The organism is Streptococcus catagoni (assembly GCF_011421425.1).
GTDB lineage: Bacteria > Bacillota > Bacilli > Lactobacillales > Streptococcaceae > Streptococcus > Streptococcus catagoni.
In genome coordinates this window covers 74404-86698 of the sequence record NZ_WPCW01000002.1, presented here as the reverse complement: position 1 = coordinate 86698, position 12295 = coordinate 74404, and the positions used below count along the sequence as shown (strand labels likewise).

Sequence of the window (12295 nt, the reverse complement as noted above, 5' to 3'; positions counted from 1 at the left end):
GGTCTACCTAGCCTTTCATCAACATTTTTAAAGCGGCTTTAATGTAGTGTTCTGTGGTTTCACCAGTACCTTCAAAGAAAGCACGGATTTTTTTCAGTTCACTCGCCTTATAACCAAGTGCTAGTAAGGCTTCAATAGCTTCATCCAGTGGTTCATTCTGACTTGATTGATTGCCTTGTACCTTAACTTCTCCTTGTGGTGCCTCAACAAACTTCCCTGCTAGATCTAGTACCATCTGCTGAGCTGTTTTTTTGCCAATCTTTGGAAACTTCATCAAATACTTGATATCACTATTATCAATGGCTGCAACCAGGCCCTTATTATCATCAACAGCCACAATAGCTAAGGCCGTTGTTGGTCCAATCCCAGAAACAGATATGAGTTTCAAAAAGACATCTTTTTCATCCTCACTATGGAAGCCAAACAAAAGATGGGCATCTTCTCTAATCACCTGATGGAGATAAACGGTGACCTTTTGATTGACACTATCAGTAAAGCTATAAGGGTTAGCTACATAGATAATATAGCCCAAGCCATTTGCTTCAACCACTATATATTTAGCTGTAATTTTTGTTAACTGTCCTTTTATATAATCAAACATACTAAACCTTTTTCTTTATTTTTGCGGCTATTACAATAAAATATAAGCCAAAACCTGCAATAAAAATAAACATGAGCTGAACGCCAAGTTGACCAGTAAAATGACTAAGTGATACCAGTAAACCTGCCAAAATAGCTCCTAATGGCTGAGCCATAGAGATAAAACCTGTATAAGAACCAATTTTTCTTTGATCCATCATATCTGCCCTAAGCACCTGATTAGCCGGTACATTAATCATCTCACCTATTGTAAAGAGGACAACAGAGATCCAGATACCTGTAAAGTGTGTAAAGCTAAAAGCAAGCAGCATACCAATTGTAAAGATAAGAGAACCTATAATAAGCTGTGATTTTAAAGACCATTTTTCAGTTATTTTATTAACAAGAGTCATTAAAGTCACAATTAAAAAGGTATTGGTAAAGACCATAATTGAAAGCATTTTAGCCCCAGTGATACTGTAACCCAAAATTTGGCATTGCTCAAAAGAGAGTTTCAAATGTACGGGAACATAATTATCCATCTGTAGCCAAATACAAGAAAATAGAATGGATCCTATTGTAAAGATAACAAAGGCCTTGTCTTTGAAAACCTCTTTATAGTTTAATAAGGTTCCAAGAACCCCTATATCATGGTCGAAGGTCTGGTCTTTTGGTTTTGTTTCACTGAACTTCATATAAGCAATTGCAAAACAAGCTACATTGACAATGAACAAAGCAATCAATAATTCTAAAAAATAATGATCATAGAAAAGTCCAGAAATTCCAGCCCCAAACATGACTGCAATATTAATGAACCAATAATTAATAGTGTAAACAAACTTACGATTATTAGTATCAGTTAGGTCAATAAGCATAGCCTCATAGGCCGGGCCATAAAAACAGGTTGAAATTTCCACCAAGAGGATTCCTGAAAAAGTCAGCCAAGGGAACACATGACCTGGCAAGTTGGCACAAATAGTTAGGAGCCATCCTGTACTTGTGCCAATTGAACCTATCACTACAACCTTTTTTCGACCTATAGCGTCTGACAAGTGCCCACCATATAAGGTCCCCAAAAAACCTGACAAACTAGTAACCATCATCAAAAGTCCAGTCCAAAAGGTTCCAAAATAAGTTGTATAATACATAGCCATGAAAGGAAATATACTACTACCTAAGGTAATAGTGATAAAGCGGACTAGCTGTCTGATCTGAAGATCTTTAGATAATTTAAAAAATTCTTTCATCTACCAACTTTCTAGTATTTTCCAAGTTCTCTTAGACTGCTATGATTCTCTTGAATTCTTCGAAACATTTTTTCCATATCAGCCTTGCTAAAATTAATCAGAACTGGTCGTCCATGAGGACAATTGTAAGGATTTTTACACTGCGAAAGCTGAACTAAAAGTTGCCTTGCAGAATAATCATCCAAGCTATGGTTAGCTTTAATGGAACGTTTACAGCTCATCATAATAGCTAACTCTGCACGGTAGGTTTTTATGGACACTTGATTAGTTAGTAAAAGCATGTCACACATTTCATAAACACCTGATTCAATTTCACTTTCTTTCATCCAAATAGGATGCTCTCTAAGAATAAAAGTGTTTAAACCATAAGGCTCCAGATAAATACCTACTTCATTTAACAGAGACATTTTTTCCTGTAAATTAATATAGTCTGACCCAGAAAATTCAAATAAATACGGAACAAGCAGCTGCTGTAAACTACTGTCAACCTGTCCAATCTTTTCTCTGTAATACTCATACTTCACTCTTTCCTGAGCAGCATGTTGATCAATGATGAATAAGCCATCTTTACCTTGAGCAAAAAGATAGGTCCCATGCATCTGCCCAAAATAATCTAATTCCGGAAAAACAGATTGCTCTTCACTCTCTAGTTTTTCAACCAAGTTGGAAAGTTTTTGCTTATTAGTAAAATCAAAGTCTGGATGATTGCCAAGACGATCTTCTTCATTAGGACGACTCGCATGTTTAACACTTGCCCTTTGCTCCTCTTTCTCAGGATAAGCTTGGCTGCTAGATTCCTCTACCTTTACATAGTTTACACCTCTGTCAACATCCGCCTGTAAATGATATTCTGTCCTTGGACTATCTTCAGAAACCATTGTTTCCTTAAGGAAGAAGTCGTTTTTTTGAGCATCATAGAAAAGTTGTTGAGACCGTAAGGGTAGAGTCGTTTGCTCTGGCTTTAGACCTGTTCCTGTAGTCCTCTTAGCTAAATTTTCCAAAGCATCTGGAATCAGATCTTGAGCCCTTAGGCTTTCTGAAATGGCTGAGCTAATTAAAGACATCAACTCTTTTTCCTTTGAAATACGGACCTCTTGTTTAGTTGGATGCACGTTTACATCAGCTAAATAAGGATCAATTTGAATATCAATAATAGCAATGGGGAAACGTCCAACCATTAATTTTGAACCGTAGCCATCAAGTATGGCTCTATTTAATAGAAAATTCTTGATGTACCTACCATTAATCAAAATAGTAATATAGTTTCTGTTAGCCCTGGTTAATTCAGGCAAGCTGACATAGCCACTAACTTCAAAATCTAAATCGGAATTTGAAATTTCCACCATCTTTTTAACAGCATTTAGACCATAAATACCTGCAATGGCTTGTTTGAGATCACCCGTTCCTGATGTCTTAGTTAATTCTCTACCATCACAAATTAGGGTAAAAGCAACTTCTGGATGTCCTAAGCTAAGGCGGTTGACAACATCAACGATATGAGCTAACTCAGCCTGTAAGCTCTTCATATATTTCAAACGAGCAGGAGTATTATAAAATAAATTCTTAATTCCTACCTTAGTACCAACTGGAGTAGAAATTGGAACTTGCTTTTCAATCTTTCCTCCCTTAGCAACAAGCATTGAACCATGATCAGAGTCGGCTGTTGCAGATTCTATTGTCAACTCACAGATAGAGGCCACTGAGGCAAGCGCCTCTCCTCTAAAACCCAGAGTTCTAATCCTAAATAGATCACTCTGATTTTTGATTTTGCTGGTTGCATGGCGACAAATACTCAAGGGCAAATCTTCCTCAGAAATGCCTTCACCATTGTCCCTTATTTTTATGGATTTTAATCCGGATTCTTCAATCTCTATAGTTATTTGACTACTGTTTGCATCTATGGCATTCTCTACCAATTCTTTCACTACACTTGCTGGTCTTTCAATAACTTCCCCAGCAGCAATCTGATTGGCGAGAATCTCTGGTAATTCGATTATTTTTTTCATGTTTCTCCTCGCATTCTTATGGTTATTATAACACAATTCAAAGTACAGTCATCTTTTTGTTGATAAAGCCCAAAGCAAAGCTTTGGGAATAGCTGAGCTAAAGAAATGAAGTTCATGGAGCAAATCTTATTACAGCCAAGAACTCTTAGACAAAGGGGGATGCTAAAAAATGAAAAAACTTGAGCCCCAGGCTCAAAAGCTAGGTATGAAATTCCTAGGAGAAGCAGCTTTCAACACCAGCCTTAAGACAATGATCAAAGGAAAAAAGTTATTAAAAAATTGAAGAAAAGTTTTTTCTTCAATTTTTTAGATTAAATTTTTAAGTTTCTCAAGCTCAATCATAGCTTGAATTGGTGTAATATTCACTAAGTCTACAGTCTTTAGTTTTTCAATGATTTCTTGATTCATAGGGCTTTGGAATAAGCTTAATTGCTGATTTTCATCGATCTCCATAGCTTCTTTTCTGAAGTTTTCTTTTGAATAGGAAACACTCTGTGATTGATTTTCAAGTTTTTGAAGGAGCTGAGAAGCCTTACCTAATAAATCCTCAGGTAAACCGGCAATTCTAGCAACGTGAATACCATATGACTTATCAGCTGGTCCCTGTGCTATTTTGTGTAGGAAGGTAACATCTCCATCTTTTTCCAAAGTTGCAACATGGACATTTTGAAGATGTGCTAACTGATTCTCCAGAGCTGTTAACTCATGATAATGCGTCGCAAACAAGGTCTTTGCCCCAACCTTATCATGGATGTATTCAATAATCGACTGAGCAAGAGCCATACCATCATATGTAGCTGTGCCTCGTCCTAATTCATCAAACAAAATAAGGGAATTGGGGTTAGCTCTTTTGATGGCATGATTGGCTTCCATCATTTCAACCATAAAGGTAGATTGTCCAGAAATCAGATCATCAGCTGCGCCAATACGAGTAAAGATAGCATCAAATATTGGTATCTGAGCCTTATCAGAGGCCACATAAGAGCCCATCTGAGCCATTATAATTGTTAAAGCTAACTGTCGCATATAAGTAGACTTACCACTCATATTAGGCCCAGTAATTAACTGAATGGTCGTTTCACAGTCAAACTGAATCGTATTTGGAATATATTCCTGTGCTCCCATTACCTTTTCTACGACAGCATGACGGCCATTAAGCAGATCAATGACATGATCATTATTAAAGACTGGACATACATAGTGGTTTTTCTCTGCAACCAGAGCCAAACTTTGTAAGACATCAACCGTAGCAATAGCCTTTGCTAATAGTTGCAATCTGTCTATATAGGTCTCTATCTTTGATCTGATACGCATAAAAATGTCGTATTCTAAATTAGAAGACTCGTCACGCGCTTCTAACATCTGACCTTCAATCTTTGCCAGCTCTGTTGTCCCGTAACGTTCAGAATTCTTTAAAGTCGCTTTCCTAAAGAAATGATCTGGAACCATGGACAGATTTGAATTGGTCACATGAAAATAGTAGCCATCTTTTCTATTAAAATCAATTTTGAGATTGTTGATGCCACTTGCTTGCCGTTCTTTTGCTTCGACTTCGGCAATCCATCCTGTACCTTCTTTCATTACCTTTCGATAATGATCTAGACGTTCATCAAAACCTGTCCTAATAATATTCCCTTCACTGATCGTTGCAGGGGCATCTGGATCAATAGCAGAGCTTATCAGACTTTCTAATTCAGGAAGAGTATCAATCTGCTTGATTATTTTCTCTAAGTAGGGACTGTCCATACCCTCCAAAATAGCTTTAATATAAGGAACCTGCGCCAAAGTATGGCCTAGTTGTAATAGATCCTTAGGATTAACCTTACCAAAGGCAACCCGACTGGTTAGGCGTTCAATATCATAAACCCCTTTTAAAGAATCACTCAGGTCTGAGCGTTCGATAAAGTTGTCTAAAAAGACCTGGATAATATTTTGTCTGTCCAAAATGGCCTCTTTTTTAACCAAGGGTCGATCAATCCAGGTTTTTAGAAGTCGCATTCCCATAGCTGTTTTTGTCTCATCAAGAAGCCAGTATAGACTGCCATGTTTCTTTTTGGTTCGACTATTCTCAACTAAATCTAAGCTGTTTTTTGTTGCAAAAGACATTTGCAAATAGTCTTTAATTTCATAGTGAACAAGCTTTTGTATATGAGAAAGCTCACGCATCTGTGTTTTATGAATATATTGTAACAGTTTACCAGCAGCTGATAACTCCAGGTCTGTCAAGTTAATGTCAAGCAAGTCAGTCTCTTCAGACACTTTGTTTTCATAGGAAAGAAGCAAATGGTCTTGACTCGAAAGTTGACACTTGTCTTCATCAGTCATATCAAAACCGATAACAATTTCTTTAGCCTTTAAGTTTAAAACTTCACCACAAACACTTGAAAAATCAGCAAGTTCTGTCACATAAAATTCTCCAGTGGCTAAATCCATATAAGATAGACCGTAATTTTTCCCATCAAAATCAACTGCCACCAAAAAATTATTAGAACTGCTTGCCTTGCTAGAATCTACAACCGTACCAGGCGTAATAACCTGAACGACTTCACGTTTCACGACCCCCACAGCCGTTTTAGGATCTTCCATTTGTTCAGCTATGGCCACCTTATAGCCCAGGTCAATAAGTACATCAATATACTGCTGAGCTGAGTGGTGCGGCACCCCGGCCATTGGGATCGGGTTTTCAGCATTTTTATTTCGGCTTGTTAAGCCTATCTCTAATAGCTGGGCTGCTTTAACAGCATCTTCATAAAACAACTCATAAAAATCACCCATCCTAAAAAGCAAAAAAGCATCTGGATAATCTTCTTTAATGTCCAGATACTGCTGCATTCCAGGAGATATTTTAAGATTTGTCATCTTTTAACTCCTTATTTATCTTCTCTTCTATGGTCTTTGTTACATATTGGATTAAATCACTAGCATCTTGCATTTTGTCACGGTAGTCATCAATAATGGGCCTATCTAATAGCTCCTCTTCTAATTTCTTAGACGCATCCATTGCTATTTGTGAGGCCTGACTCTTTTCTATTTTATCAAAAATAACCGCATCTTGTTGTTTCTTTTTCATGTCATAAACCATCTTTTGGATTTCAGCAGATGAGTTTATCTTTTTTTCAACCCTTTTATAAGCAATGATACTACTATGATTATTAATTGCAAGTAAAAGCTGTTCTAATGCATTGTCATATGTACTCATATGGTCATAGCTAGATCTTTTTCAAACTGGGATGCAATCTCTTCGGTACGGCAAATAACCAATAAGGTATCTGCCCCTGCAATGGTCCCTAAGATATCATCAATACCATCATTATCAATCAGATTAGCAAGGACATCTGCCTCACCTAAGTCTGTATGTAAAACAAGTATAAAGCCAGCTCTATTGACACTAATCATATAAAAACGAATGTCTGGGCTAAATGGTGAGCTGACAGGTTCTGAAAGACTGTAATAAAGCTTCCCTTTTTCGTCACGTAATTTTAATAATCCTATTTCTCTCAAATCTCTTGATAGGGTCGCCTGTGTGACTGTTATACCTTCTCTATGGAGGCAGTTCTTTATTTCTTCTTGGGTACTAATGTGTTCAGATTGAATAATCCTTCTAATCTGATCCTGACGTTCTTTTTTATTCATAAGATTCCATCCCAACTGTATAATTATCCTCTCAAATTATATCAAAAATAGATCACTTTTTCATCTAATTGCTGACTATTTTTCTAATACTAGAAAAAATTCTACTTTCAAAAACCACGTTATTGCCTGAAAAATGAAGAAAAGAAATTATTAGTCTATTTTAGAATTCTTTCTAGAAAAACTATTTACTTCTTTGACTTATTATAGTATAATTTCTCAATTGATTCCTCGTTTATTTTATTAAATTATGATAGAATGAAGTGACAAACATATTTAGGAGATACTAGATGGATACTAAAATTCTTATTGCAAGTGAAATTGCCAAAGTTGTTCCTGACTTAGAACAAGAAACAATTTACAACTTGCTTGAAACACCAAAAAATTCTGAAATGGGTGACCTTGCCTTTCCTGCTTTCTCTTTAGCAAAAGTACTTCGTAAAGCACCTCAAATGATTGCTTCAGATATTGCTGAAAAAATGGATGCAAGTGCCTTTGAAAAAGTTGTAGCCCTTGGTCCTTATGTTAATATTTTCTTAGATAAGAGTAAAGTTTCTGAAAAGGTTTTACATGATGTCATCACTGAAAAATCTGATTATGGACAAAGTCACATTGGGGATGGTCAAAATATTACTTTAGACATGTCAAGCCCTAATATTGCTAAACCATTTTCAGTTGGTCACTTACGCTCAACTGTCATTGGGGATGCTATTGCTAACTTATACTCAAAATTAGGTTACCAACTTTTTCGTATTAATCACCTAGGGGATTGGGGTAAGCAATTTGGCATGCTCATTGTGGCCTATAAACTTTGGGGTGATCAAGCAGCAGTCGAAGCTGATCCTATTGCAGAACTTCTAAAACTCTACGTTCGTATTAATGCCGAAGCTGAAGAAAAACCTGAACTAGATAAAGAAGCTCGTCTATGGTTTAAAAAATTAGAAGATGGTGATCAGGAAGCTTGGGACTTATGGAAATGGTTCCGTGACGAAAGTTTAGTTGAATTTAACCGTATCTATGAAAAATTAAATATTCACTTTGATTTTTACCACGGTGAAGCCTTCTACAATGATAAGATGGATCAAGGTTTAGAGATCCTCGAATCTAAAAACCTCCTTAAAGATTCCAAAGGTGCTAAGATTGTTGACTTAGAAAAATACGATCTACCACCAGCTCTTATCAAGAAATCTGATGGCGCAACGCTTTATATCACACGTGATATGGCAACAGCAATGTATCGTCAGAAAACATTTAACTTTGTTAAAAACATTTATGTCGTTGGACAAGAACAATCAAATCATTTTAAACAACTCAAAGCTGTACTTAAAGAAATGGGATTTGACTGGTCTGATGACATGATTCACGTTTCATTTGGTTTGGTAACTAAGAATAAGAAAAAATTATCAACACGTAAAGGTAATATCATACTCCTAGAACCAACTCTTGACGAAGCTGTTTCTCGTGCACTTTCACAAATCGAAGCTAAAAATCCTGACCTAGAAAGCAAAGAAGAAGTGGCTAAACAAGTTGGTATCGGTGCCATTAAGTTCTATGATTTAAAAACCGACCGCGATAATGGCTACGACTTCGATCTAGAAGCCATGGTTTCCTTCGAAGGTGAAACTGGTCCTTATGTTCAATACGCTTACGCACGTATCCAATCTATCCTAAGAAAAGCTAATTTTACACCTGATAGCAATGCCAACTACTCTCTAAATGATGCTGAAAGTTGGGAAATTATCAAACTTATCCAAAACTTCTCTAGAAACATTCAACGTGCTGCTGAAAAATATGATCCTTCAATCATTGCAAAATATGCTATCCAATTGGCACAAGCATTTAACAAATATTACGCACATACACGTATCCTAGATCAAACGCCTGAGCGTGATAGCCGTCTGGCTCTATCTTATGCAACTGCTACCGTCTTAAAAGAAGCCCTTCGCTTACTTGGTGTAGAAGCTCCTGAAAAGATGTAACATTCTTTTACAATAAACTATCAAAAAACCTTTTATGTCAGAGTTGACATAAAAGGTTTTTTCTTTTACCTTCTTATTTTTATACAGGTTTATCATAATTTTTACGCCTAATTTTAAAGTCTGAGCTAATAACCTCATCCACATCAACTATAGAAATAAAGGCATCTGGATCTAGATCAGCCAGGATTCGCTTAACTTCTCTAACCTCATTGGGACTTAGGGTAATATACATGACATTATATTCATTGCCAGAATAAGCTCCCTCACCCTTCAAATAGGTAACACCTCTGTTGATTTCTGTGAGAATAGCTGAAGCTGCTGCCTTGGAATGCTTGGTAATAATGATCATTCCACGGATAGTATAACCACCATTTTGAACGATTGTTAAGACTTGACTGAAAACAAAGCTAGCCACTAAAGTGTAAAGCATATGTTTCAAATCAATGTAGGAAAGCGAAGCAATTAAGACAAGGGCATCCACAAAGAGCAGAGTTTGCCCTAACTTGATCCCAAATTTTTCCTCTGCAATACGTCCTATGATATCAGTTCCACCCGTTGTAGCACCATATCTAAAAACAAGACCACTACCAGTTCCTGAAAACAAACCCGCAACCACAGAAACAAGCATCATATCGTTTTGAAGCCCCATCTCAATAGGTGCTTTTTGCCACAGCCAAATAAAAAGAGACATGGTTACTGTTCCATAAATCGTTAAAGCTAAGGAGCGTTTCCCAAAAATAAAGGCACCTAAAATAAACAAGGGGATGTTAAAAATAAGAGAGGAATAAGCTGGGTTAACCCCTACAAGAGCATGGGTAATGAGGGTTAAACCTGCTACACCTCCTTCGGCAAGCTTATTAGCCATATTAAAATTAACAAATCCAAAGGCATAAATAGCAACACCTAAAGTAATTAAGAATAACTCTTTTAATTTGTTTAATACTTCCAAATTCTTCACAATATCACCTCATATTCCCACAAAAAACTAGCTACTCTATTGAGCAAACTAGCTATTTCTTTTTTTTCGTATTTTCTTTTTAGGCAGAAAGAAATCTGGACTATTGATTTCATCCATATCAAAAATTGAAACAAATGCGCCTGGGTCAATCTCATTAATAATGGACTTAACCGCTCGAACATCTGTACGCGTTAAAGCAGCATAAATAACTTTTTTCTCTTTGGCAGAAAATGCCCCTTCACCATTGAGGTAGGTAACACCTCTTCCTAGCTCTTCAATGATAAACTGAGATATTTCTGTAGAAAAATCCGAAATGATAATAGTTCCTCGAACAGAATAACCACCATTTTGAACAAGATGGACCAATTTACCATACATAAAACTCGCTATTAGAGCATACATCATCTTAGGAAGCGAAATATAAGTTAGTGAAAGAACCATCACAAAGATATCAATACCTAGTAGAGCTTGGTTAACCTGTAGATCAAATTTATCTTCTATCAGTTTTCCGATAATATCGGCTCCACCAATTGTTCCCCCATTTCTAAAGACAATGCCGCCTCCTATCCCACCAATGATCCCGGCCATCAGTGAGACTACCAAACTATCATGATCGAGGTCAATGATTAAGGGAATTTGTTGGAAGACCCAGACAAAGAGATAAAGAGAAACAATTCCGATAATAGTGTAAATGGTTGAGCGTTTACCAAAGAATCGGACACCCAAAAAAACCAAAGGAAGATTGATAAGAAATCCCGAAATGGTAGGATTTATATTGAAAAGAGCTTTAGCAACCAGTGCTAATCCAGCCATTCCATTAGCAGCAATCCTATTTGCCATGTAAAAGTAGACAAAGGCAAAGGCATAAATAGCTGCCCCTAAAATAATAAAACATATATTCTTTATCTGTAATTTATTATCTACTACTTGCACCAAGTCTCCCCTATACTCTAGTCATCTTCCACAAAACGACCAATAATTCTAACATTTTCAGCTACTGATACAAAAGCTGTTGGATCTGTTGACTCCATTAACCACTTAAAGTCATTGTACTCTTCCATTGTGATGATAGTTATCAAGACAGTCTTTTGTCTATGCCTATAGGTTCCTTCAGCATGGTTGATACAAGTCACACCCCTGTTGAGCTTTTTATGAATATCTGAAATAACTTTTTCAGGATTTTCTGTGACAATCATGGCTTGCATTTTTTTCTGTTTCGTATATACAGCATCTGTTACACGGCTTGAAACAAAGATAGATACCATGGAATACAAGGCGTATTGCCAACCAAATAAGATACCCGCAAAAACCAATACCATACCATTTACAGCCAGGGAGATGCTGCCAACATCCTTGCCTGTCACCTTACGAAGGGTCAGGCTAACGATATCCGTTCCTCCACTTGAAATACGAGATTTCAAACTGTAGCCAATCCCAACACCCATAACCAATCCACCAAAAATCGCATTAATCAAGGGGTCAGATGTCAAGGTAATCTGAGGCATGATATGGATAAAGAGGGAACTCATGGATACAGTAATAAAGGTAAATATGGTAAACTTATGCCCAATCTTATACCAGGCCAAGATTAATAGTGGGATATTAACCAGATAGTAGGCAATAGAAATAGGGAAAACAAAGCCCGTTAGTCTCTGGCTTAAGGCAGATATAACCTGTGCTAAACCAGTTGCTCCACTGGCATAAATATGTCCTGGTTGAAAGAAGATATTAACAGCAATACTTGATAAGATACCATAAAGTAAAGATGCTGAAATCTTCTCCGCATACTTTTCCTTAGAGATACTTTTTAAGGCATGAAGTAAACCTACCTTTCGGGCACCTTTACTGATAACGTATTTTACTTTTTTCCTATAGGTTATTTTTTTAGTCATGATT

The 12295-nt window shown here is 36.7% G+C and carries 10 protein-coding genes; 1 reads left to right on the top strand and 9 read right to left on the bottom strand.

What is annotated here, in order from left to right; translation table 11 throughout:
* Positions 1 to 7 precede the first annotated feature (7 nt).
* The 6 genes from ruvA to argR all read right to left on the bottom strand — a co-directional run bounded on the left by ruvA (position 8) and on the right by argR (position 7465).
* Positions 8 to 601 carry a Holliday junction branch migration protein RuvA gene (gene ruvA / locus HBN42_RS04300; RefSeq protein ID WP_165993843.1) on the bottom strand — a complete coding sequence of 198 codons (594 nt, stop codon included), beginning with the start codon at positions 599 to 601 and terminating at the stop codon, positions 8 to 10.
* A gap of 1 nt (position 602) precedes the next feature.
* Positions 603 to 1826, bottom strand: a complete 1224-nt coding sequence (locus tag HBN42_RS04295) for an MDR family MFS transporter (RefSeq protein ID WP_165993842.1) — start codon at positions 1824 to 1826, stop codon at positions 603 to 605.
* A gap of 11 nt (positions 1827 to 1837) precedes the next feature.
* The gene (gene mutL, locus HBN42_RS04290) at positions 1838 to 3832 is read right to left on the bottom strand and encodes a DNA mismatch repair endonuclease MutL (protein WP_165993841.1); all 1995 of its coding nucleotides are present in this window, start codon (positions 3830 to 3832) and stop codon (positions 1838 to 1840) included.
* A 306-nt stretch (positions 3833 to 4138) separates the two neighbouring features.
* Positions 4139 to 6691 (bottom strand): DNA mismatch repair protein MutS, encoded by a 2553-nt coding sequence (mutS, locus tag HBN42_RS04285; RefSeq protein WP_165993840.1) that lies wholly within the window; start codon positions 6689 to 6691, stop codon positions 4139 to 4141.
* On the bottom strand, positions 6678 to 7031 hold the full coding sequence (locus HBN42_RS04280) for a YlbF family regulator (RefSeq protein ID WP_165993839.1): 354 nt from the start codon (positions 7029 to 7031) through the stop codon (positions 6678 to 6680). Before HBN42_RS04280 ends, mutS begins: the two co-directional genes overlap by 14 nt.
* Positions 7028 to 7465 carry an arginine repressor gene (argR, locus tag HBN42_RS04275; protein WP_165993838.1) on the bottom strand — a complete coding sequence of 146 codons (438 nt, stop codon included), beginning with the start codon at positions 7463 to 7465 and terminating at the stop codon, positions 7028 to 7030. The genes HBN42_RS04280 and argR overlap by 4 nt, the downstream gene beginning before the upstream one ends.
* A gap of 287 nt (positions 7466 to 7752) precedes the next feature.
* On the opposite strand from argR, the gene argS reads away from it, so the two are divergent.
* Positions 7753 to 9441, top strand: a complete 1689-nt coding sequence (gene argS, locus HBN42_RS04270) for an arginine--tRNA ligase (protein ID WP_165993837.1) — start codon at positions 7753 to 7755, stop codon at positions 9439 to 9441.
* Between the two features lie 79 nt (positions 9442 to 9520).
* Here the strand turns inward: argS and HBN42_RS04265 are convergent, their stop codons facing one another.
* From HBN42_RS04265 to HBN42_RS04255, 3 genes are read right to left on the bottom strand one after another with little or no spacing between them, the layout of a single operon-like run.
* Positions 9521 to 10399, bottom strand: a complete 879-nt coding sequence (locus HBN42_RS04265) for a YitT family protein (RefSeq protein ID WP_165993836.1) — start codon at positions 10397 to 10399, stop codon at positions 9521 to 9523.
* Positions 10400 to 10447: 48 nt separating this feature from the next.
* Positions 10448 to 11332, bottom strand: coding sequence for a YitT family protein (locus HBN42_RS04260; RefSeq protein WP_165993835.1), 885 nt, complete (start codon positions 11330 to 11332; stop codon positions 10448 to 10450).
* A 17-nt stretch (positions 11333 to 11349) separates the two neighbouring features.
* Entirely contained in the window at positions 11350 to 12291 is a 942-nt protein-coding gene (locus HBN42_RS04255) for a YitT family protein (RefSeq protein ID WP_165993834.1), read from the bottom strand.
* Positions 12292 to 12295: the final 4 nt, after the last annotated feature.

What these genes read in the sequence shown, in the direction of transcription:
- ruvA (WP_165993843.1), bottom strand. Translation starts at nt 601, where the DNA reads ATGTTTGATTATATAAAAGGACAGTTAACAAAAATTACAGCTAAATAT.
- mutS (WP_165993840.1), bottom strand. Translation starts at nt 6,691, where the DNA reads ATGACAAATCTTAAAATATCTCCTGGAATGCAGCAGTATCTGGACATT.
- HBN42_RS04295 (WP_165993842.1), bottom strand. Translation starts at nt 1,826, where the DNA reads ATGAAAGAATTTTTTAAATTATCTAAAGATCTTCAGATCAGACAGCTA.
- argR (WP_165993838.1), bottom strand. Translation starts at nt 7,465, where the DNA reads ATGAATAAAAAAGAACGTCAGGATCAGATTAGAAGGATTATTCAATCT.
- mutL (WP_165993841.1), bottom strand. Translation starts at nt 3,832, where the DNA reads ATGAAAAAAATAATCGAATTACCAGAGATTCTCGCCAATCAGATTGCT.
- HBN42_RS04255 (WP_165993834.1), bottom strand. Translation starts at nt 12,291, where the DNA reads ATGACTAAAAAAATAACCTATAGGAAAAAAGTAAAATACGTTATCAGT.
- argS (WP_165993837.1), top strand. Translation starts at nt 7,753, where the DNA reads ATGGATACTAAAATTCTTATTGCAAGTGAAATTGCCAAAGTTGTTCCT.
- HBN42_RS04280 (WP_165993839.1), bottom strand. Translation starts at nt 7,031, where the DNA reads ATGAGTACATATGACAATGCATTAGAACAGCTTTTACTTGCAATTAAT.